Annotated in this window: 19 protein-coding genes; 11 read left to right on the top strand and 8 right to left on the bottom strand. The window is 69.1% G+C overall.

All coding sequences use genetic code 11. The features are described 5' to 3' along the window. Positions 1-40: 40 nt before the first annotated feature. Positions 41-1,501 (top strand): serine/threonine-protein kinase, encoded by a 1,461-nt coding sequence (locus tag IM760_RS05035; protein ID WP_204427448.1) that lies wholly within the window; start codon positions 41-43, stop codon positions 1,499-1,501. 81 nt (positions 1,502-1,582) lie between these two features. After that, positions 1,583-3,661 (top strand): EAL domain-containing protein, encoded by a 2,079-nt coding sequence (locus tag IM760_RS05030; protein WP_204427447.1) that lies wholly within the window; start codon positions 1,583-1,585, stop codon positions 3,659-3,661. A 25-nt stretch (positions 3,662-3,686) separates the two neighbouring features. On the opposite strand, the gene serB is transcribed toward IM760_RS05030, so the two are convergent. Beyond that, positions 3,687-4,916, bottom strand: a complete 1,230-nt coding sequence (gene serB / locus IM760_RS05025; protein WP_204427446.1) for a phosphoserine phosphatase SerB — start codon at positions 4,914-4,916, stop codon at positions 3,687-3,689. A 135-nt stretch (positions 4,917-5,051) separates the two neighbouring features. Here serB and IM760_RS05020 point away from each other — a divergent pair, with 135 nt between their 5' ends. After that, positions 5,052-6,272, top strand: a complete 1,221-nt coding sequence (locus IM760_RS05020) for a hypothetical protein (protein ID WP_204427445.1) — start codon at positions 5,052-5,054, stop codon at positions 6,270-6,272. Here IM760_RS05020 and IM760_RS05015 read toward each other — a convergent pair. Beyond that, positions 6,206-7,012 carry an ATP-grasp domain-containing protein gene (locus IM760_RS05015; RefSeq protein ID WP_204427444.1) on the bottom strand — a complete coding sequence of 269 codons (807 nt, stop codon included), beginning with the start codon at positions 7,010-7,012 and terminating at the stop codon, positions 6,206-6,208. The genes IM760_RS05020 and IM760_RS05015 overlap by 67 nt on opposite strands. A 144-nt stretch (positions 7,013-7,156) precedes the next feature. On the opposite strand from IM760_RS05015, the gene IM760_RS05010 reads away from it, so the two are divergent. Next, entirely contained in the window at positions 7,157-7,930 is a 774-nt protein-coding gene (locus IM760_RS05010; RefSeq protein WP_338021369.1) for an enoyl-CoA hydratase-related protein, read from the top strand. Between the two features lie 190 nt (positions 7,931-8,120). Here the strand turns inward: IM760_RS05010 and asd are convergent, their stop codons facing one another. The 3 genes from asd to rsgA form a co-directional block, all read right to left on the bottom strand. Continuing rightward, complete coding sequence (asd, locus tag IM760_RS05005) at positions 8,121-8,981, bottom strand: archaetidylserine decarboxylase (RefSeq protein WP_204427443.1); 861 nt, start codon at positions 8,979-8,981, stop codon at positions 8,121-8,123. A gap of 25 nt (positions 8,982-9,006) precedes the next feature. Then, positions 9,007-9,831, bottom strand: coding sequence for a sulfurtransferase (locus IM760_RS05000; protein ID WP_204427442.1), 825 nt, complete (start codon positions 9,829-9,831; stop codon positions 9,007-9,009). A gap of 76 nt (positions 9,832-9,907) precedes the next feature. Continuing rightward, the gene (rsgA, locus tag IM760_RS04995; RefSeq protein ID WP_204427441.1) at positions 9,908-10,936 is read right to left on the bottom strand and encodes a small ribosomal subunit biogenesis GTPase RsgA; all 1,029 of its coding nucleotides are present in this window, start codon (positions 10,934-10,936) and stop codon (positions 9,908-9,910) included. 156 nt (positions 10,937-11,092) lie between these two features. On the opposite strand from rsgA, the gene orn reads away from it, so the two are divergent. Beyond that, a complete protein-coding gene (orn, locus tag IM760_RS04990) occupies positions 11,093-11,638 on the top strand; it encodes an oligoribonuclease (RefSeq protein WP_204427440.1) in 546 nt (181 codons plus the stop codon). Positions 11,639-11,659: 21 nt separating this feature from the next. Further along, on the top strand, positions 11,660-12,319 hold the full coding sequence (locus IM760_RS04985) for a cytochrome b/b6 domain-containing protein (protein WP_204427439.1): 660 nt from the start codon (positions 11,660-11,662) through the stop codon (positions 12,317-12,319). A 19-nt stretch (positions 12,320-12,338) separates the two neighbouring features. On the opposite strand, the gene IM760_RS04980 is transcribed toward IM760_RS04985, so the two are convergent. The 3 genes from IM760_RS04980 to IM760_RS04970 form a co-directional block, all read right to left on the bottom strand. Further along, positions 12,339-12,773, bottom strand: a complete 435-nt coding sequence (locus tag IM760_RS04980; protein WP_204427438.1) for a c-type cytochrome — start codon at positions 12,771-12,773, stop codon at positions 12,339-12,341. Positions 12,774-12,852: 79 nt separating this feature from the next. Then, positions 12,853-13,911 carry a tRNA epoxyqueuosine(34) reductase QueG gene (gene queG, locus IM760_RS04975; protein WP_204427437.1) on the bottom strand — a complete coding sequence of 353 codons (1,059 nt, stop codon included), beginning with the start codon at positions 13,909-13,911 and terminating at the stop codon, positions 12,853-12,855. 25 nt (positions 13,912-13,936) lie between these two features. Continuing rightward, positions 13,937-14,863, bottom strand: a complete 927-nt coding sequence (locus IM760_RS04970) for a DMT family transporter (protein WP_204427436.1) — start codon at positions 14,861-14,863, stop codon at positions 13,937-13,939. Positions 14,864-14,947: 84 nt separating this feature from the next. Here IM760_RS04970 and IM760_RS04965 point away from each other — a divergent pair, with 84 nt between their 5' ends. From IM760_RS04965 to miaA, 5 genes are read left to right on the top strand one after another with little or no spacing between them, the layout of a single operon-like run. Then, complete coding sequence (locus IM760_RS04965) at positions 14,948-16,444, top strand: NAD(P)H-hydrate dehydratase (protein WP_204427435.1); 1,497 nt, start codon at positions 14,948-14,950, stop codon at positions 16,442-16,444. Continuing rightward, the gene (gene tsaE / locus IM760_RS04960; RefSeq protein WP_204427434.1) at positions 16,428-16,868 is read left to right on the top strand and encodes a tRNA (adenosine(37)-N6)-threonylcarbamoyltransferase complex ATPase subunit type 1 TsaE; all 441 of its coding nucleotides are present in this window, start codon (positions 16,428-16,430) and stop codon (positions 16,866-16,868) included. Before IM760_RS04965 ends, tsaE begins: the two co-directional genes overlap by 17 nt. Further along, positions 16,855-18,216 carry an N-acetylmuramoyl-L-alanine amidase gene (locus tag IM760_RS04955; RefSeq protein ID WP_204427433.1) on the top strand — a complete coding sequence of 454 codons (1,362 nt, stop codon included), beginning with the start codon at positions 16,855-16,857 and terminating at the stop codon, positions 18,214-18,216. The genes tsaE and IM760_RS04955 overlap by 14 nt, the downstream gene beginning before the upstream one ends. Positions 18,217-18,227: 11 nt before the next feature. Then, a complete protein-coding gene (gene mutL / locus IM760_RS04950) occupies positions 18,228-20,105 on the top strand; it encodes a DNA mismatch repair endonuclease MutL (protein WP_204427432.1) in 1,878 nt (625 codons plus the stop codon). After that, a complete protein-coding gene (gene miaA, locus IM760_RS04945; protein ID WP_204427431.1) occupies positions 20,106-21,089 on the top strand; it encodes a tRNA (adenosine(37)-N6)-dimethylallyltransferase MiaA in 984 nt (327 codons plus the stop codon). Positions 21,090-21,261: the final 172 nt, after the last annotated feature.

Here is a 21,261-nt window from a genome sequence, read left to right as displayed (position 1 = left end):
GCCGGGGTGTGCCCCGCCCCTGGGTGAAGGACAATCACCGATGCACGAGGCATGGCCAACGGATTGGGCGTGGGCGCTGCCGGATACGGACGCGCCCCTGGAATCACTGTCCCTGGCCAGCACCCGGCCACCGGAGTTGCGGGCCTGGCTGACGGCGCTGCCCGCCGATGACCCGCTCACCAGTGCCGCGCGGCTGACGCGTCTGCTGGACGAACTGACCCGCCTGCCCCTGGATACCCGCCACCGCCTGGCGTTGCTGGAAGACATTCGCCCCCGGGTCCATTGCCTGGCGCCGAGCCTGCAGAGCCCCTACCTGGGCGCCCCCCTGTCCCTGACCGCGCCGTCCCGGCAGGCCGCCGACCCGGTGGCCGATCTCTTTGACGGCCTGGCACGGGCCTACCAGCGGGTGGCGGCGGCGCTGCTGGCCACCACGCCGGAACCGGCCCGGCGCCAGGCGGCGGCCACCGCCTTGCAACGGGCGCTGGACGCGCTCAGCCAGCAACTCTGGCAGCACTGGCTGCTGTACACGCCGGCGCGGGCCGGGCTCTGGTGGCGCCTGCACCGCCTCTATGCCGTGGCCGACGCCCTGGCCCTGCAAACGCTCGCCGTGGCGGATCCGGAAGCCTCGGGCCGGCAAAGCTCGGTGCATCTGGCGTACACCCGCGCCCTGTTGGTGGCCAGCGCCCAGCCCCAGCAACTGCGCCCGCCGGCGCTGCTCGCCCTGTTCCGGGCCGCCGGGCAATGGGGACGCTGGTTGCCGCTGCGGGCGCGACCGCTGGAGGGCGGCTTCGACGTGGCGCTGGATCAGGACCGGGGGCCGGTCCCGGCCGGCGACCCGGTGCGCGACGGACCCCGCTGGCGCCACTTCGACACCCGGCCCCTGGCCCGGGCGCTCATCGATGGGGGCGGCGATCCCGGCCGGCCGTTTTCGTCGCTGTTGCGGGCCCACCTGCGCGCGGTGTGGTCCGTGCCCCGGGGCCGGGCGGCGCCGCGCCGGGCCGGGCGCGAAACGGTGCGGGTGGTGTTGGGCCTGAACGGCGCCCACGCCTGCCTGGACCAGCCGGCACGGGCCCACAACGCCGAGCCGGTGCACTGCCAGGACCGGGGGCGGCAGGGTTGCGGTTTGCTCTGGCACGGCCCGGCGCCCCGCGGGCTGAGGGTGGGCGCGGTGCTGGCCGTGGCCGACACCGACGGCGGGCCCTGGCGGGTCGGGGAAATCCGCTGGCTGGCCCGCGCCGCCGAGGGCGTGCGGGCCGGCGTGCAGTGGCTGCCCGGCGAGGTCCGGCCGGTGCGCATCAGCCACGGTTATGGCGACACCCTGCCGACCCCGGCGTTGCTGGTGCCGGCGGCGGACGGCGCCGACACCTTGCTGGTGCCCACCACCGGCTTCGCCGCCGGCGCACGGGTCACGGTGTGGGAGGGGCCGCCGCGGCTGGTGCGCCTGGGCGCCCGGGTGTCCGGCTCGGCGGATGCCTGCCGCTATCGCCTGCGGCGGGAATGAATGCTGATTCAGTTCTTTGGAGAACCGGGTCCGCTCAGGCACAATGGTTGCCCTACGAATAACGGATGAGCACCGGCGCCGATGACTTACGCTCTCGATACCCTTCGCTTGTTGATCGCCCATGACTCCCAGGATGAAGCCGAACAATTGATGAACGCCCTGCGTAACGCCGGCCGCGCGACGCGGGCGCAGTTGGCGCTCAACGAGGACGATCTGGTGCGGGCGTTGAAAGGCGGCGCCTGGGAGTTGATGCTTTGCCGGCCGCGCTTCGGCGACGGCAGTTTCGAAAGCGCCATGGCGCACATCAACCGCCTGGGCAAGGCGTTGCCGGTGGTGCTGCTCAGCGACGACTACAACGCCACCATCGTGCGCGACGCCTACAACGCCGGCGCCCGCGCGGTGGCCCCCAAGGACGACCGCGAGCTGCTGATGCAGTGCGTGGACCGGCTGATGGAGTTTCTGCGGCTGCGCAAGGAGCTGCAGCACTCGGAGATCACCCGCCATGAGGCGGAGAAGCGCCTGCGCCTGCTGATGGACCAGAGCCGCGACGCCATCGCCTATGTGCTGGACGGCATGCACATCCACGCCAACGACAACTACGCGCGCATGTTCGGCTACGAGGACGCCGACGAACTGGCCGGCGTGCCGATCATGGACATGGTGTCGGCCAGCGACCACGACCGCCTCAAGACGCTGCTGCGCAACCGCGCCCAGGACCAGAGCCAGACCAACGAGCTGGAATGCCGGGGCGTGCACACCGACGGCAAGGAATTCGACGCCAACTTCATCTTCTCGCCGAGCACCTTCGACGGTGAAGCCTGCACCCAGATCGTGATCCGCGCCGCCAGCCTGGACGAAAGCGCCCTGCAGGAGCGGCTCCACGAAATCAGCCAGACCGACCAGGTCACCGGGCTCTACAGCCGGACCTGGTTCATGGAACAGCTCGATCAGGCGGTCAGCGACGCGGCCCGCCAGGGGCAGTTGGCGGCGGTGCTCTACCTGCGCCTGGACGATTTCGAGCAGCACCAGTCCAGCCTCGGCATGGAGGGGGCCGACGACGCCCTGCGCGCGGTGGCCGACTGGCTGCGTGGCCATTGTGGCGACGCCAAGCTGGCGCGGGTGGACGGCGAGGACTTCGCGGTGCTCAAGCCGGTCAACGACATCGACGAGGCCGCCGCCCTGGCGGAGACCCTGCGCGCCGGCATCGAGACCCTGATGCCGGAGGTGGCCACCCGCACCGTGCACATCACCGCCAGCCTGGGGGTGGCGTTCGCCCGGGAGGACGCGCGCAGCAGCCAGGACATCCTCACCAAGGCCCTGAAGTGCTGCAACCAGGCCCAGCGTCAGAACGACGAGCAGGGCAACGCCATCAAGATCCACGATCCCCTGGACGACGTGGCCGCCGGCTCCAACGAGGCGGTGGCGCTGAGCATCCGCCAGGCCCTGGAGAAGGGCAGTTTCCGGCTGCGCTACCAGCCGCTGATGAGCCTGCGCGACGACGGCGAGCAGATTTTCGAGGTGTTCGTGCACATGCCCCAGAAGCAGGGCGACGATCTGGCCGCCGCCGACTTCATGCCGGTGGCCGCCGACCAGGGGATGGCCGGCAAGGTGGACCGCTGGGTGGTGCTCAACGCCATGCGCGCCGCCGCCGCCCACGAGGAGAAGATCACCCTGCTGGTCAACCTGACCGGCTATTCCCTGGGCGAGCCGGGGCTGGCGGAATGGCTGTCGAAAGCCATGCGCGCGGCCCGCCTGTCCGGCGAGCAGGTGATCTTCCAGTTCTCCGAGGGCGACACGGTGAACTACCTGAAGCAGGCCGGCGCCTTCGCCGAAACCATGCGCAAGCAGGGCTGCGGGCTGTCCATCAGCCGCTTCGGCGGCGGTCTCGATCCGTTCAAGCTGTTCGAGCACATCCCCGCCACCATGGTGAAATTCGAGGGCTCGTTCACCCAGGAACTGGGCAAGACCGAGAGCCGGGAGCGCTTCGCGGAATTGATCCAGCAGGTGCAGAACAGCGGCCGCCGGACGCTGGTGGGGTTCGTGGAATCCGCCGCCCAGATGCAGACCCTGTGGACCCTGGGCGGCGTGGATTACCTGCAGGGCTACTATCTGCAGGCGCCCATGGATCGGTTGGAGGTGGCGGAAACCACCGACGGGTAGGCAAAGGAAAGCTTGAAGCTTGCCGCTACCGCAGCAGTTCCTGCTGGTCCTTGTCGCGCACCCCCACCAGATAAAGAATGCCGTCCAGGCCCAGGGTGGAAATGGAATGGGCGGCGTTCTTCTTCACCAGCGGTTTGGCGCGGAAGGCGATGCCCAGGCCGGCGGCGCCCAGCATGGGCAGGTCGTTGGCGCCGTCGCCCACGGCGATCACCTGCTCCAGGTCGATGCCTTCGCGGGCGGCGATCTCGCGCAGCAGCTCCGCCTTGCGTTCGCCGTTGACGATCGGCTCCGCCACCTCGCCGGTGACCCGGCCGTCCTCGATCATCAGTTCGTTGGCGTACACATAGTCGATGCCCAGCAGCGATTGCAGCCAGTGGCCGAACCAGGTGAAACCGCCGGACAGAATCGCGGTGCGGTAGCCCAGCGCCTTGAGCGTGCGGATCAGCCGATCGGCGCCCTCGGTCAGTTCGATGCGCTGGCGCACCCGTTCCAGGGCGCCTTCGTCCAGGCCCTTGAGCAGCGCCACCCGGGCGCGGAAGCTGGCGTTGAAATCCAATTCGCCGCGCATGGCGCGCTCGGTGATGGCCGCCACCTGATCGCCTACCCCGGCCTCGGCGGCCAGCTCGTCGATCACTTCCGAGCGGATCAGGGTGGAATCCATATCGAACACCACCAGTCGCCGGTTGCGGCGGAAGGCGCTGTCGCGCTGGAACGAGATGTCCACGTTGCGCTCATTGGCGATGGCCAGGAAGGCGGCGCGCATGGCCACCGTGTCGCGGGGCTCGCCGCGCACGGAAATCTCCACGCAGGCGCGGGCGTTGGGGTCGCCGTCCTCACCCTCCAGGTGCACGCGCCCGGACAGCCGCGCGATGCTGTCGATGTTCAGGTTGTTCTCCGCCACCACCGTGGTCACGTCGCCGAGCTGCTCGGCGGTGATCTTGCGCGACAGCAGGGTGATGATGTGGCGGTCCTTGCCCTGGCCCGACACCCACTGCTCGTAGCGGTCCTCGTCGATGGGCCGGAAGCGCACCGAGGTGTCCCGCTTGTGCGCCTCGAACAGCAGATCCTTGAGCATGGAGGAGGCGTCGGCCCCCGGCGGCACTTCCACCAGAATGCCCAGCGACAGGCTGTCGTGGATCACCGCTTGGCCGATGTCGAGAATATTGAGATGGTACCGGGCCAGAATCCGGGTAAAGGCGGCGGTGAGGCCGGGGCGGTCGTTACCGGACACCTGGATGAGAATAATCTCGCGCACGCTGGGGGGCTCCTTGAGGGCCACGGGCTGGAAGGGCGTCAAGATTACCAGAAAAACCGCCGCTGATTGAGGTCCCGCCGGCGTTCCCCGGGTTATACTCGGCGCCCATCGAATCGGAGCTGAGGAAGGCACCGCATGGCCCTGTGGCAACCGCTTTGGGAGCAATTCCGGGAACACGGACGCCCGTGGCTGCGGCGCGAAAAGCGTCTGCTGTGGGAACTGGCCCTGATGCTGCTGGTGGCCCTGGTGATCGGGGTCTACTTTCTGGAGCATTTTTCCGCCCGGCTGGCCGCCGAACAGCGGGTGCAACTGGAGGCGCTGGCCCGTCAGACCGGGCTGCGCGCCGCCGAGTCCCTGGCCGGCGGCGACCTGATCGGGCTCAATGTGATCGCCCGGGAAACCCGGGATCTGAAGCCGGTGGCCGGCGCCCGCTTCCTGGACACCGCCGGTGAGCCGGTGTCCGGCTCACTGCCGGAACTGACCCCGGTGACCGTGGAAGTGCCGGTGGCGCTGCCGGACGGCGAACTGGCGGGGGCGCTGCAACTGGCGGCGCGGCCGGACCCGGCGCCGCGCCAGCGTCTGGAGACCGGCTACGTGCTGGTGGTGCTGGGTATTCTGATCCTGCGCCTGGCCGGCGAGGTGATCTACCGGCGCCTGTTCCGGGTGGCGCCGCCGCCCGCCGCGCCGGCCCCGACGGAGGCGGCGCCGGTGACCCGGGTGGTCGGCGAGGACCCGGATGCCGACGCCGACCCGGCCGCCGCCCCGGGCCCGGCCACCGAACTGCGCCTCAGCGTGGTCAATTTCGATCATTTCGAACAGCGCTACACCCGTGCCGCCCTGAGCGCCTTGCTGGATGACTACCATCGTCTGCTGGACGAGGTGGCCGGCCTTTACGGCGGCCGCGTGGTGGCCCGGCTGGGGGATCGGGCGCGGATTCGCTTCAGCGGCGAGCCGCTGTCCCAGCGGGCGTTCTCGGCGCTGTGCGCCGGGCTGCTGTTTCTACGGGTGGCGCGCCTGCAGGCGCCGCGCCGCAAGGCCAGCCAGGCGCCGGCCCTGGAATTCAAGGCGCTGGTCACCGAGCAGTTCGCCGCTGAGGACAGCTGGGCGCTGTGCCTGGCCGGGGTCCCCGGCCGGCTGAACGTGCCGGAGACCGAGCTGACCCGCGCCGAGCTGGACGTCAAGGCGCTCTACCAAAGCGAGCGCGCCCTGGTGGTGCAGGCCGGCGAGCGCCAGGTGCGCCTGCAGCCGGTGGAGCAGCTCGCCCACCGCTACCAGACGCTGCTGCGTACTCAGGCGGAGCGGGTCATGGGCGCCGGCGAATCGTCCGGCGGCGACTCGCTTTCGCCCAACAAGTAAGCGCGCATGGCCGCGCCCACCCGGCGCGGCAGGTCGGGAATGCCCCGGTTGCCGAACAGCCGGTTGAATTCCAGCACATAGGGCTGACCGTCCACCCAGGCCACGTCGAACCCGGCGTGGTCGATGTGCAGCCGCCGCGCCAGACTCTCCACCAGCGCCAGCGCATCGTCCGGCACCGGCAGATCGGTGCGCACCCGGGCGCCCCGGGCCAGATTGTTGTGGAAGCTGGTGCCCTCCCGCCAGTAGCTGGCGATGATTTGCCGCCCCACCACCACCACGCGCAGATCGCGCACGATCGGCAGCAGCTTCTGGATGTACAACACCTCGTTGCTGGCGGCGTAGTCCAGCAACTGCTGGCGGTTCTCCACCAGAAACACGCCGTCGCCCTGGCTGGAGCGCACCCGCTTGGCCACGAACGGGAACGACCAGGTATCCAGAATGCGGCTCACATCGCTGTGGCTGGACGACAGGATTTCCGTTTCCGGCAGGTTGTCCGGGCAGGCCAGCCGCAGGGCGCGGGTCATTTCCACCTTGTCGTGGCCGAGATGGTAAGTGGCCAGGCTCGGGAACAGGGCCCGTTGCAGCACATAGTGCAGGCCGTGGATCTGCCAGTAGGCCGGAAACAGCACCCAATCGGCGGCCAACAGCTCGTCGCGCTGGGCGAACATGTGCTCCGGCTTGATGTAGCGCACCCCCGGCAGGCCCAGGGTACGGAAAGGATCGAAAGTGATGAGTTTCAAGGCCCTCGGACCTCACGACAGACCCCGTCAAGGGGAACCGGCGATTTATAGGACGAAATCAGGCGCCGGGCAATAGTTTTGGTCCTTGGCCGCGGGGGCGCGGAAGGGCTAGGCTTTGCGCAACCTTCATTGTGGGAGAAAGACGTGCGACTACCGGCACCGGAAAGCGGCCAGATCCTGGTCAAGACCACCGAATCGGTGATGACCATTACCCTCAACCGTCCGGACAAACTGAACGCCCTCACCGGCGCCATGTACCGGGACCTGGTGGACTTGCTGGCGCTGGCCGGCGAGCACGACGACGTCGGCGCGGTGCTGATCGAGGGTCAGGGCAAATCGTTCTGCGCCGGCAACGACCTGGGGGATTTCCTGGCCGCCGGCGAGGCCGGGGACAACGCCACCGAGGGCGGCGCCGCGCCGTTTATCCGGGCGGTGAGCCGCTTCGAGAAGCCGCTGGTGGTGGCGGTGCAGGGCAACGCGGTGGGCGTGGGTGTGACCATGCTGCTGCACGCGGACATCGTGGTGGCCGCCGACGACGCCAAATTCATCACCCCGTTCGTGGACCTGGGCGCGGTGCCGGAAGCCGGTTCCTCCAAGTTGCTGCCGGCCTGGCTGGGCTACCAGCGCGCCGCCCGCATGCTGCTGGCCGGTGAGCCGCTGGGCGCCGACGAGGCGCTGCAGTGCGGTCTGGTGGCCAAGGTGGTGGGTCGCTCGGAGCTGGAGGGGGCGGCGCGGGCCTATGCGGTGGCGCTGGCGGCCAAGCCGCGCCGGGCCATGCGCGAGAGCAAGCGGTTGATGCGTCAGGCGCCGGAGATGGCGCTGCACGATGTGATCGATCATGACCTGGCGTTGTTCGCGGAGTTGCTGCGTGGGGACGAGGCGAAAGCGATTCTGGCTGAGAAGCTGGGTAAGAAATAAAGCTCGGTAACAAATAACGGTCTGGCGTGGGGTCTCCAGCGGGGCGCGGGTCCGGGTCATGCTCTTCCGGGAACGCCGTGAATCCGTCCCTGGAGGCTCCCTTTCGAACGTCCTGTTCTCAAGGGTCCCGGAAGGGCATGACCCGGACCCGCTTCGAGGCAGCAGAACCTTGGGTGGGGGGGAGGGGTGCTTAAACGTAGTGCCCGAACGCTTCGCCCATGCGTACCTTGGCGCCGGGGGCGGCGGCGGTGTCCAGGTCGGCGGCGCCTTCCGGGAACAGGACGATCACCGTGGAACCGAGCAGGAAGCGGCCCAGTTCGGCGCCTTTTTCCAGCACCACCGGTTGCGGGTCACGGTACTGGCGGCGGGTGACTTCGCCGGGCTGCGGGGTGACCTGGCCGGCGAACACCGTTTCGATGCCGGCCACGATCATGGCGCCCACCAGAATCACCGCCATCGGCCCGCGTTCGGTGTCGAACACGCACACCAGCCTCTCGTTGCGAGCGAACAGGCCCGGCACCCGCTCGGTGGTGGCCTGGTTCACCGAGAACAACCGCCCGGGCACATAGACAGTTTCGCGCAGGGTGCCGGTGCACGGCATGTGCACCCGATGGTAGTCGCTGGGCGACAGGTAGACGGTGGCGAACTGACCGTTGCTGAACTCGGCGGCCAGGGTGCCGTCGCCGCCCAGCAACTGAAACAGGGAATAGTAATGCCCCTTGGCCTGCAGCAGATCGCTGCCGCGCAGGGGGCCGCGCTGGCTGACGGTGCCGTCCGCCGGGCAGGCCAGGGTGGCGTCGCCCTCGGCGATGGGGCGGGCATCGTCCTTGAGGGCGCGGGTAAAGAACGCGTTGAAGTTGTCGAACCGGTCCGGGTCCTCGATGCACGCTTCGCTCAGGTCCACCTTGAAGCGGCGGATGAAGGTGTGGATGAAGCGCGTTTTGATCCATGGGATCTCGCTGCGCGCCAGCCAGCCCACCAGCCGTGAAAGACCGTGCTGGGGCACGCAGTACTGAAGCGCCACGAAGGCTTTTTCGATCAGGGTGTTCAAGGGCGGACCTCGTTGTTGTTGTCGGTTATTCCGGTTTTTCCACCGGTGTCTCGGGGTGGTTGCCCCATTCGGCCCAGGACCCGGCGTAGCCGCGGATGTCCTTGAAGCCCAGGATTTTGCCCACCAGCCAGGTGAAGCTGGAGCGGTGGTGGGTCTGGCAGTGGGTGATCACCTGCTTGTCCGCCTGGATGCCTTGGTCCGCCAGTTCCCGGCGGATCGTGTCGAGATCGCGCAGGCGCAGGTTGTTGGTCTTGTCCATGGCGTCGGTCCACTCGTAAAGGGTGGCGCCGGGAATGTGGCCGGCTTTCTGGGCGAAGGCGCGCACGCCGGCGAATTCCTCCTCGGAGCGCGCGTCCCACACCACCACGTCCGGGTCGCGGTGGTGGGCCAGCAGATAGTCCAGGTCCACGTTGGCCTTGGGGTCATGGGGTCCCACCTGGTAATCGGACGGCTCCGGCTCACCGGGCTCGGTGCTGGTGGGCAGGTCCTCCGCCAGCCAGCCGTGGATGCCGCCGTTCAGGTAGGCGTAACGGTGGTGGCCGATCACTTCCAGGGTCCACAGCAGGCGGGCGGCCCAGCCACCGCCTTCGTCGTCGTAGGCGACCACGAAGGTGTCCGGGGTCAGGCCCAGGTCGGAAAACAGCGCGGACAGCGCCCGGTCGTCCGGCAGCAGGCCCGGGGCCGGCTGGGTGCCGGCCAGCAGGCGTTTGAAGTCCAGGTGCACGGCGCCGGGCACATGGGCCTGATCGTAGACCTGGTCCTTGCACAGATCGACGATCAGCAGGTGCTCGTCGTCCAGGTGGCGGGCCAGTTCGGACGGTTCCAGGAGCAGGGGCAGTTGAGCGGTCATGGCGAGTCTTCGTCGTTGCCGGTGGCGGACATTGTAATCAAGGACGGGGGAGGTGTCAGATGCGTCCCCGCCGGTTTCAGGGCTGATAACGCTGCCGGGCCTCGTCATCCAGGGTCGCGGCGATCTGGAAAAAGTTGTTAAGCCGTTCCGGGCTGATGCGTCCCTGCTCCGCCGCCTCGCGCAGGGCGCAGCCCGGCTCGTGACGGTGCGTGCAGTTGCGGAAGCGGCAGTGACCGGCCTGCTCCGACAGTTCCCGGTAGCCGTGCAGCAGCTCTTCCTCGCTGATGTGCCACAGGCCGAATTCGCGGATCCCCGGGGAATCGATCAGACGGCCGCCGTCGGGCAGCGGAAACAGCCGGGCGGTGGTGGTGGTGTGCTGGCCCAGGCCGGACACGTGGGACAGGTCGCCCACCGCCAGCTCCGCCTCCGGCAACAGGGCGTTGACCAGGGACGACTTGCCGACCCCGGACTGGCCGACGAAGGCCACGGTGTGGCCGGCCAGGGCCGCCCGCAGGTCGTCCAGCCCGTCGCGGGCCTTGGCGGACACCGGGATCACCGGGTAGTCCAGGCTCCGGTACAGACCCAGCAGGCGCTCGATCAGCACATCGTCCTCGCCCACCAGGTCCGCTTTGTTGAGCACCAGGGTGGCGGGGATGCCGGACAGCTCGGCGGCCACCAGGTAGCGATCCAGCAGCACGCTGGACGGCTCCGGCCGGGGCGCGAACACCACCAGCAGGCGGTCCAGGTTGGCGCCCACCGGCTTCAGCTTGCCGTAGTTGTCCGGGCGTTTCAGTACCGTGGTCCGGGGCATCAGCGCGGTGACCACGCCGTCGCCTTCGCCTTCCGGCGCCTGCCAGATCACCCGGTCGCCGACCACCAGCTGTTCCAGGTTGGCGCGGAAATGACAGCGGGCCGGGGCGCCCTGGGCCGCCTCCACCAGCACCTGGCCGCCGAAGTGAGCGATCACCGTGCCTTCCTGTTCCTCGCCCAGATCGGAGGCCTGGGGGCGGTCCCGTTCCGCCTTGCGCTGGGCGCGCTCGCGGCGCTCCTGCTGGATTTTTTCGATGCGCCAGCGCTGCCGGCGATTGAGATTGCGTTTGGCCATAAAAGCGTGGCGGTTTCGCCGCCGGTACTGGATAAAGGATGGAGGCTGCAGGATACAGGAAGCCGGGCGTCGCGGGCACGGCTTTGCCGCTGGCGGGGCCCGTTCCGCGCTGTATCCTGTATCCTTCACCCTGTATCCGTTTTTCCCGGGAGCATCATGACGCAAGCCAAGGACAACCTGATCTGGATCGACCTGGAAATGACCGGCCTGGATCCCAGCCACGATCGCATCATCGAGATCGCCACCATCGTCACCGACGCCCACCTCAACGTGCTGGCCGAGGGCCCGGTGATGGCGGTCCGGCAGAGCGACGCCTTGCTCGACGGCATGGACGAATGGAACACCCGCCATCACAACAACTCCGGTCTGGTGGAGCGGGTGCGGCGCAGCGACGTGGACGATGCCGAAGCGGAGCGCCGCACCCTGGCGTTCCTGGAGCAGTATCTGGCCCCTGGCGCCTCGCCCATGTGCGGCAACAGCATCTGCCAGGACCGTCGTTTCCTGGCCAATTACATGCCACGGCTGGAAGCGTTCTTCCATTACCGCAATCTGGATGTGTCCACCCTCAAGGAGCTGGCGCGGCGCTGGAAGCCGGGCATCCTGGACGGCTTCCAGAAAGCCAACAAGCATCTGGCCCTGGACGACATCCGCGAATCCATCGCGGAACTGGCCTATTACCGTGAGCATCTGATTCAGCTGTAAGCATCAGTCGGGAGAGGAAGGGTGAAAGAGTCCGCGTCGGTGGGTCGGGTCTGGGATCTTCCCACCCGCCTGTTTCATTGGTTGCTGGTGGCGCTGTTCGCCTTTCTGTGGTTTTCCGGCGGCGAAAGCGACGCCCTGATGACGTGGCATATGCGGGCCGGTTACGCCCTGCTGGCGCTGTTGCTGTTCCGGATCGCCTGGGGGGTTGTCGGTTCGAGGCGCAGCCGTTTCACGGACTTCCTGGCGCCGCCGGCGGTGGCCTGGCGTTACGGGCGTGACTTTCTGCGAAATCGGGCGCCGGCCTGGGACGGTCACAACCCGCTGGGCGGCTGGATGGTGCTGGCCATGCTGGTGCTGTTGCTGGCCCAGGCGGTGAGCGGCCTGTTCGCCACCGACGACATCAGCATCGCCGGTCCCCTCAACGGCGCGGTGACCTCCGGCGTGGCCGGCGCGCTGACCGACTTCCACGGCTTCAACATCAACCTGCTGCTGGTGCTGGCGGGGCTGCACGTGGCGGCGGTGGCCGCCCACCGGCTGCGTGGGGAGCGCCTCACCGGCGCCATGATCAGCGGCCGCAAGGCCGGCGCCGCCGACCAGCCGCCGGCACCGGCCTGGCGGGCGCTGCTGTTGGCGGTGCTGGCGGCGGGGATCGTCTGGCTGGTGGTGACGTTGGGCGGTTGAGCCTGTATCGCGACCGCGATTACTTGCGGTATTCCTGGTGGCAGGCCTTGCAGGCCTGACCCACCTGGCCCACCTGGGCCAGCATCGCCTGCTGGTCCCCTTCCCGGGACAGCCGCGACAGTTCGGCGGTCTCGCGCATCAGATCGTCGGCCTTGGCGTCGAAGTCCGCTTTGTTTTCCCAGATTTCCGGCTTGGCGTCGCTGCCGTCGGCGGTGCCTTCCTGAAACCCTTCCCAGGGCAGTTGCGCCAGGTTTTCCAGAATGCCGGCCTTGCGTTCGAACACCGCCTGATCGAACGGCTGCTCACCCTTGGCCATGGCGCCCAGGGGGCCGAAGTGCCAGGCGATCACGTGGAAGATGGAATGACGATACTCCGCCGCTTCGTTGGGTCCGCTGGAGCAGGCGTTCAGCAGCGGCGCGGCGATGGCGAGCAAAATCAGGGCTGGCTTTTTCATGGCTGGCGTTCCCTCTGGGACGATGATGGAAAAACGTGTTCCGTTTCAGGCGGTACGGACAGTTTAAAGAATCCGGAGTTTACTTGCCGGTTCTGTTTCGCAGCCGGCGCAGGGCCCACGCCACATGTTCGCGCACCAGCTCGCTGGGGTCTTCCCGGGCGGCGTCCAGCGCCGCCAGGGCGGCCGGACTGGCCGGCCCGTTGCCCAGGGCCACCGCCAGGTTGCGCCGCCAGCGCTGGAAGCCGGCGCGGCGGATCGGCGAGCCCTCGGTGCGGGCCAGGAAAGTGGCCTCGTCCCACTGAAACAGGTCCACCAGTTCCCGGTCCTCGAGCCCGTGGCGCGGGTGGAAGTCGGTCTCGCCGCTGTGCGAGGCGAAGCGGTTCCAGGGGCACATCAACTGGCAATCGTCGCAGCCGAACACCCGGTTGCCGATGCCCGGCCGCAGGTCCTCCGGAATCGGGCCATCGTGCTCGATGGTCAGGTAGGAGATGCAGCGGCGCGCGTCCAACTGATAAGGGGCGACGATGGCGTCCGTGGGGCACACCGTCATGCAGGCGGAGCACTTGCCGCAGTGGTCCTCGCCGGGGCGATCCACCGGCAGCGGCAGATCGGTGTAGATCTCGCCCAGGAAAAACCAGCTGCCCGCCTCGCGGTTGAGCAGCAGGGTGTGCTTGCCCTGCCAGCCCAGCCCGGCCTTCTCCGCCAGCGGCTTTTCCATTACCGGCGCGCTGTCCACGAAGGCCCGCGCCAGCCGGCTGTCGGCCACCTCCTCGCGCATCCAGCCGGCCAGGCGCGCCAGCCGCTTGCGGATCAGTTTGTGATAATCGCGGCCCAGGGCGTAGCGGGACACATAGGCTTTCTCGTGCTGGCGCAGCACCTTCACCGGCTGGGTGTCCGGCGGCAGATAGTCCATGCGCAGCGACAGCACGCGCACCGTCTCCGGCTCCAGTTCCGCCGGTCGGGAGCGCTTGTGGCCGTGGGCTTCCATCCAGGCCATCTCGCCGTGGCGACCGGCGGCCAGCCACTCCCGCAACCGTGCTTCCGCCTGGCTCAGGTCCAGGTCGGCCACGCCCATCTGCTGGAAACCCAGGGTGCGGGCCTGGTCGGCGATGCGGCGTTTGAGATCGGCGAGGTCCATGGAGAGGTATCCGGATCGGCGTGGCTTAGTCGGCCACCGCCACCCGGGCCGCGTCGCGGCGCTGCCGGGCGGTGACGAACAGCGACGCCGCCACCACCAGGGCGCCGCCGGTGAGCGCCAGCGGCCCGGGCGTTTCCTCCAGCACCAGGGCGGCCAGCAGGGTGGCGTAGGGCACTTGCAGGGCCAGGGTGAAGGACACCGTGGTGGCACTCAAGCGGCGCAGGCCGTGGGTGATCAGGGTATGGGGCACGGCGGTGAACACGGTGCCGAGCAGCAGCATCAGGCCCCAGGTGCCCGCCGACAGTGCGGTGGGGGAAACACTCAGGAAGGGCGCGAACACCAGCGCCGTGATGGCGCCCTGGTAGAGCATCACCTGGGGCCCGGAGACGCCGTCCAGAAAACGTTTTTGCAATAAATTACGCAGCGAATAGAGCACCGCGGAAAACACGCCCACCGCCAGGCCCAGCGGCACATTGCCGCCCAGGCCGCTTTCCAGGCCGATCAGGGTGACGCCGGCGAGCACGCCCAGGCCGGCCAGCAGCGCGTAGCCGTGCGGGGGGCGTTGCTGTAAAAGGGGCGGTTCGATCACCGCGGTGATCACCGGGAAGGTCAGCAGCGCCACCACGCCCACCGCCACCGTGGACACCTGCATGGCATGGAAGTAGGTCATCCAGTGCACCGCGAACAGCAGCCCGCCCACCAGCATGGCCGCGTAGTGGCGTCGGCCCGGCAGGCGCAGAGGGGCGCGGCGCGCCGCCATCACCAGCAACAGGGCCACGGCGGCGATGCCGCCGCGCAGCCCGGTGATGTCCAGCGCCGGCAGGGGCACCAGCTTGGCGAACAGAGCGGTGCCGGCGAGCATGAAGGCGGCCAGATGCAGACCGTACAGGTCCCATTGCGGCCGTGGATGATTGGACCCTTGTCGTTCCGGGGCGCTGCGTTGATCGGCCAAGCTGACCACCCTCCGAGGATGAAAACAGAACAGGTATACTGGGCGCGCAGCCCATCGCCACGGCGGAGCCAAGGATAACAGTCCATGTCGGTAAGATCGTTACCCGATCGTCTTTACAGCGCCGCTCAGACCCGTGAGCTGGACCGTCTGGCCGGCGAGGCCGGGCTGAGCGGTGAACAGTTGATGGAACGGGCCGGGCGCGCCGCCTTCGAGCTGCTGGTGCAGCGCTGGCCCGAGGTGACCCGGCCGGCGATTCTGTGCGGCGGCGGCAACAACGGCGGCGACGGCTACGTGGTGGCGCGCCTGGCCCGCGAGGCCGGTCTGCAACCGGTGATCTTTCAGGACCGGCCGATGGAGGCACTCAAGGGCGACGCGCTGACCATGGCGCGGCGCGCCCGCGACCGGGGCGTGCCGATGCACCCCCTGTCGCCGGACAGTCTGCCCACGGAGGCGCCGGTGCTGGTGGACGCGCTGCTCGGCACCGGCCTGTCCGGCCCGCTGCGCGACGACAAGAAGGCACTGATCCAGGCCCTGGACCGGCTCGGCAAACCGGTGCTGGCGGTGGACGTGCCCTCTGGGCTGGCCGCCGACAGCGGCGCCTCCACCGGCGCGGTGCTGCACGCCACCTGCACGCTCACCTTTATCGGCGTCAACCGGGGCCTGCTCACCGGCATCGGGCCGGTGTGCACCGGCGAGCTGCTGTTCGAGGGCCTGGGCGTGGAGGCGCGGGTGCACCGGCGCATCGACGCCCCGGTGTGGCGGCCCACGCCGGCGGACCGGGCGCGCTGGCTGCCGCCGCGCCAGCGGGACGGCTACAAGAAAACCTACGGCCACGTGCTGGTGATCGGCGGCGACCACGGTTTCGGCGGCGCCCCGATGCTGACCGCCCAGGCCGCCGCCCACGCCGGCGCCGGCCTGGTGAGCCTGGCCACCCGGGCGGAGCACGTGGCGCCGCTGCTGGCCCGCCAGCCGGAAGTGATGGCGCGGGCGGTGGACGACGTGGACCAGCTGGCGCCGCTGCTGGAGCGGGCCACGGTGGTGGCGATCGGGCCGGGCCTGGGGCTGGACGCCTGGGGCCGCGCCCTGCTGGAAGCCGCCCTGGACAGCGGCCTGCCCCTGGTGGTGGACGCCGACGCGCTGACGCTGATCGCCGAATGGCGACCGGACGCCCGCCAGGACTGGGTGCTGACGCCGCACCCCGGCGAGGCGGCCCGGCTGCTGGACAGCGGCACCGGCGCCGTGCAGGGTGACCGCTTCGCGGCGGTGGATTCGCTGGCCGCCCGTTACGGCGGCGCGGTGCTGCTCAAGGGGTTGGGTACCCTAGTGCGCGGCGCCGAGGGCACCGCCCTGATCAGCGACGGCAACCCGGGCATGGGCAGCGGCGGCATGGGCGACCTGCTCACCGGGGTGATCGCCGCGCTGCGCGCCCAGGGCCTGCCGCCGTACCCGGCGGCCGCCCTGGGCGCCATGATTCACGCCCGCGCCGCCGACGGCGCGGCGCGCCGTGATGGGGAACGGGGCCTGCTGGCCACCGATCTGTTGACCGACCTGCGCCGGGAATTGAATGGGCACGACCACTGAACAGCACCGGCTCGCCGACGAGGACGCCACCCTGGCCCTGGGGGCGGACCTGGCGCGCCGTCTGAAACCGGGCGCCTGCGTCTACCTGCGCGGCGACCTGGGGGCCGGCAAGACCACCCTGGTGCGCGGCCTGCTGCGGGCCCTGGGGCACCAGGGCGCGGTGAAGAGCCCCACCTATACCCTGGTGGAACCCTATGAAACCGGCGGGGTCCCTATCTATCATTTCGATCTGTACCGGCTCGGGGATCCCGAGGAGCTGGAGATGATCGGTATCCGTGATTATTTTGACGGTCGGGCCCTGTGCCTGCTGGAGTGGCCGGAACGTGGCCGGGGCATGATTCCGGCGCCGGACCTGACCGTGACCCTGGCCGTGGAGGGACGGGGACGACATGCCAACCTGGAATGGGCCCATGGCCAACACTGAACGCGCTGCCAATCAACGCAATAACGGCCCGCGCCGGGTCCTGACCCGGACGCTGCTGGCGCTGGGCCTGCTGCTCAGCGGCCTGGCCCAGGCGGTCACCGTGGATTCCGTGCGTCTGCACCGGGCGCCGGACCATACCCGGATCGTGTTCGACCTGCCCAAGCCGGTGGAACTGTCCCTGGACAAGCTGGCCAATCCGGACCGCATCGTGGTGGATCTGCCGGACACCGAGCTGAACTTCGACATGGGCACCCTGGACATCAGCGACAGCCCGATCACCGGCATCCGCGTGGGGCAGCACCCGGGCATGACCCGGGTGGTGTTCGACCTGTCCGAGGCGGTGCGGCCACGCACCAACCTGCTCAAGCCGGTGGCGCCCCACGACTGGCGGCTGGTGGTGGACCTGTTCGACAGCACGCCGGAACCGGTGAAAACCGTGGACAAACCGGAGGTGGACAGCGGCGCGCCGCGCGCCATGATCGTCGCCGTGGACCCGGGCCACGGCGGCGAGGACCCGGGGGCCTCCGGCCCCGGCGGCCTGCGCGAGAAGGACGTGGTGCTGCAGATCGCCAAGAAGGTGAAGGCGCGCATCGACGCCCAGCCCGGTATGAAGGCGGTGCTGGTGCGCGACGGCGACTACTACGTGCCGCTGGCGGAGCGCCGCCGCATTGCCCGCCAGGACAACCATGCGGATGTGTTCATCTCGATCCACGCCGACGCCTTCACCGACCCGCGCGCCCACGGCGCCAGCGTATTCGCCCTGTCCAACCGGGGGGCCACCAGCGCCCGCGCCCGTTACCTGGCGGAGATGGCCAACGAATCCGACAAGGTGGCCGGCGTCTACGAGGAAGAAAAGGACGATTCCAATCTGCTCAGCGTGCTCGCCGACATGCGCATGAGCGGCTCCATGGCCCACAGCCTCTATCTTGGCCGCCAGATTCTCGGCGAAATGGGGCAGATCACCCGGCTGCACGGCGGCCGCGACACCGTGGAACAGGCCGCCTTCGTGGTGCTCAAGGAGCCGGAGATGGTGTCGGTGCTGGTGGAGACCGGCTTTATCTCCAACAAGGAGGAAGCCAGCAAGTTGCGTTCCAGTGCCCATCAGGACAAACTCGCGCGCTCCATCGTGGCGGGCGTGGAACGGTACTTCCGAACCCACCCGGCGCCGGGCAGCTGGTTTGCCGCGCAGCGTTCCCACAACAGCGGCCAGTACCGGATTCAGCCCGGCGACACCCTGTCCGGCATCGCCCGCCGGCATCAGGTCACCGAGCAGGCGCTGCGCACCGCCAACAATATTCAGGATGACCGCATCATCGTCGGCCAGACGCTGGTTATCCCGCAATCCTGAGGTCCCGAACCGTGGCAAAGATTCACCGGCTGGATTCCCGACTCGCCAACCAGATCGCCGCCGGCGAGGTGGTGGAGCGGCCTGCCTCGGTGCTCAAGGAGCTGCTGGAAAACGCCCTGGACGCCGGCGCCCGGCAGATCACCGTGGACGTGGAGCAGGGCGGCATCAAGCTGGTGAAGGTGCGCGACGACGGCGGCGGCATCGGCCCCGACGATCTGCCGCTGGCCCTGTCCCGGCACGCCACCAGCAAGATTCAAAGCCAGGAAGACCTGGAAGCGATCGGTACCCTGGGGTTCCGGGGCGAGGCCCTGGCGGCGATCAGTTCGGTATCGCGGTTGACCCTGGCCAGCAACGACGGCGACCAGCCGCAGGGCTGGCAGGTCACCGTGGAAGGCCGCGACATGGCGCCCAGCGTGGCGCCGGCGGCGCACCCGCGCGGCACCACCGTGACCATGCGCGACCTGTTCTTCAACACCCCGGCCCGGCGCCGTTTCCTGCGCACCGAAAAAACCGAATTCAATCATCTGGAAGAGGTGTTCCGGCGGGTCGCCCTGAGCGAATTCCAGACCGGCTTCCGGCTCACCCATAACCAGAAGGTGATCCATCAACTGCCCGCCGGCGACGACGCCACCCTGCGCGCCGCCCGGGTGGCGCGCCTGTGCGGTCGGGCGTTCATGGAACAGGCCCTGGAAGTGGACATCGAGCACGGTGGCCTGCGCCTGCACGGCTGGATGGGCCTGCCCACCTTTTCCCGGGCCCAGGCCGACCTGCAGTATTTCTACGTCAACGGCCGGGTGATCCGCGACAAGGTGGTCAGCCACGCGGTGCGCCAGGCCTATTCCGACGTGCTCTACCACGGCCGCCACCCGGCCTATGTGCTGTTTTTCGAGGTCGATCCGGCGCTGGTGGACGTCAACGTGCACCCCACCAAACACGAAGTGCGGTTCCGCGAGCAGCGCCAGGTGCACGACTTCCTGTTCCGCACTCTGCACCGGGCCATCGCCGAGGTGCGCCCCGGCGACGACGGGCGCGCGGAGCGGGCGCCGGTCACCGCCGAGGTGGCGCCGACCCAGGGGCACATGCCGCTGACCACGCCCCGCGAGGAGCCGGCCGCCACCGGCACGGGCGATATGGGCCAGGGTGGTTTCAATGCCGGCGGCGCCGGTGGCGTCGGTTACGCGGGCTACGGCGGCGCCGCGCCGGCGCGTCCCGGCGGCATCGCCGACGGGGCCCGCCAGGCCGGTGCCTACGGGACCCTGGTGAGCCCGGCCCCGGATCTGACCGTGGCCCCGGAAGCCGGCCGCACCCCGCCCCTGGGCTACGCGGTGGCGCAGCTGCACGGCATCTTCATCGTCGCCGAGAACGAACACGGCATGGTGCTGGTGGACATGCACGCCGCCCACGAGCGCATCACCTACGAGCGCATGAAACGGGACTGGGCGGAAGAAAAGGTGCGCAGCCAGCCACTGCTGGTGCCGGTGTCCATGGCGGTCTCGTCCCGGGAGGCGGACTTCGCCGAGCAGCAGCCCCAGGTGTTCCAGCGGCTCGGTTTCCTGGTCGAGCGGGCCGGGCCGGAGACCCTGGTGGTGCGTGAAGTGCCCGCGCTGCTGCGCAACGCGGACAGCGAGACCCTGGTGCGTGACGTGCTCTCCGATCTGCTTGCCCAGGGCAGCAGCGAACGGATCGAACAGAAACTCGACGAACTGCTCTCCACCATGGCCTGCCACGGCAGCGTGCGCGCCAACCGGCGCCTGACGGTGCCGGAAATGAACGCCCTGCTGCGCGATATGGAAGCCACAGAGCGTTCCGGCCAGTGCAACCACGGCCGCCCCACCTGGACCCAGATGACCGTCAAGGACCTGGACCGGCTGTTCATGCGGGGCCAGTAGATGGCCGCCACCCCACCGCCGGTGATCCTGCTGATGGGGCCCACCGCCGCCGGCAAGACCGCGCTGGCCATGGAAGCCGCCCACACCCTGCCGGTGGAACTGATCAACGTGGACTCCGCGCTGGTCTATCGGGGCCTGAACATCGGGGCCGCCCGCCCCTCCGACGCGGAGTTGGCCCGGGCGCCGCACCGGCTGCTGGGTTTCCGGGACCCGGCGGAGCCTTACTCCGCGGCGGATTTCCGCGCCGACGCGCTGCGTGAAATCGACGAGATCGTCGCCGCCGGTCGGATCCCGCTGCTGGTGGGCGGCACCATGCTCTACTTCAAGGCGCTGGTGGAGGGGCTGGCGCCGCTGCCCGAGGCGGACCCGGCGGTGCGCGCCGGGATCGCCGCCCTGGCGGAACGGGACGGCTGGCCGGCGGTGCACGCGGAACTGGCCCGGGTGGACCCGGCCAGCGCCGCGCGCCTCAAGCCCACCGACCGCCAGCGGTTGCAGCGGGCCCTGGAGGTGTACCGCCTCACCGGCCGGCCACTGAGCGCCTTTCACGGTGAGCACGACACCGCCGGCGAGGCGCTGGCGGACGGCTTTTACCGTTTTCCCGGCCTGCCCCATCCGGTGCTGAGCCTGGCGGTGGCGCCGCCGCGCGCGGAATTGCACCGGCGCATCGAGGCGCGCTTCCGGGCCATGCTCGACGAGGGCCTGGTGGAAGAGGTGGCGGCGCTGCGCGCCCGCGGCGATCTGCACGCGGATCTGCCGGCTCTGAAAGCGGTGGGCTATCGCCAGGTCTGGCACTATCTGGAAGGCGATTGGGATTACACCACCATGGTGGAAAGGGGTATTATTGCCACCCGGCAGTTGGCCAAAAGGCAGCTTACCTGGCTGCGCAAATGGCCCGGTCTTACCTGGTACGACGGCGCCCGTGACGAGAGTCGCAGGGCGTGCTCGACCCGTCTTGCAGGCGTTTGTAAAACCGTGTTTAGTTGATTCCGAGGGTTCCGGGGAGAAGTTGCCCCACGAGGCTTGTTTTTATTGGGACCAAGCCCCATTAGAGGACCACGTCGACACAGGGCTTTACGGAGGGTGGGGCGGAAACCTTTTCCCACAAAGGCTGCCAAAGAGAAGTCCTTGGCCCACGGGCCGTCCGGCAGGGATGGCC

Source organism: Alloalcanivorax marinus, assembly GCF_016906305.1.
Classification (GTDB): domain Bacteria; phylum Pseudomonadota; class Gammaproteobacteria; order Pseudomonadales; family Alcanivoracaceae; genus Alloalcanivorax; species Alloalcanivorax marinus.
Note: the sequence above shows the minus strand (reverse complement) of the source record. Positions and strands in the feature narration are given on the sequence as shown.

Bases quoted from the DNA above. Each gene is read 5' to 3' on its own strand.
- IM760_RS05035 (WP_204427448.1), top strand. From the start codon at position 41: ATGCACGAGGCATGGCCAACGGATTGGGCGTGGGCGCTGCCGGATACG.
- IM760_RS05030 (WP_204427447.1), top strand. From the start codon at position 1,583: ATGACTTACGCTCTCGATACCCTTCGCTTGTTGATCGCCCATGACTCC.
- IM760_RS05020 (WP_204427445.1), top strand. From the start codon at position 5,052: ATGGCCCTGTGGCAACCGCTTTGGGAGCAATTCCGGGAACACGGACGC.
- IM760_RS05000 (WP_204427442.1), bottom strand. From the start codon at position 9,831: ATGACCGCTCAACTGCCCCTGCTCCTGGAACCGTCCGAACTGGCCCGC.
- rsgA (WP_204427441.1), bottom strand. From the start codon at position 10,936: ATGGCCAAACGCAATCTCAATCGCCGGCAGCGCTGGCGCATCGAAAAA.
- orn (WP_204427440.1), top strand. From the start codon at position 11,093: ATGACGCAAGCCAAGGACAACCTGATCTGGATCGACCTGGAAATGACC.
- IM760_RS04980 (WP_204427438.1), bottom strand. From the start codon at position 12,773: ATGAAAAAGCCAGCCCTGATTTTGCTCGCCATCGCCGCGCCGCTGCTG.
- queG (WP_204427437.1), bottom strand. From the start codon at position 13,911: ATGGACCTCGCCGATCTCAAACGCCGCATCGCCGACCAGGCCCGCACC.
- IM760_RS04965 (WP_204427435.1), top strand. From the start codon at position 14,948: ATGTCGGTAAGATCGTTACCCGATCGTCTTTACAGCGCCGCTCAGACC.
- tsaE (WP_204427434.1), top strand. From the start codon at position 16,428: ATGGGCACGACCACTGAACAGCACCGGCTCGCCGACGAGGACGCCACC.
- IM760_RS04955 (WP_204427433.1), top strand. From the start codon at position 16,855: ATGGCCAACACTGAACGCGCTGCCAATCAACGCAATAACGGCCCGCGC.
- miaA (WP_204427431.1), top strand. From the start codon at position 20,106: ATGGCCGCCACCCCACCGCCGGTGATCCTGCTGATGGGGCCCACCGCC.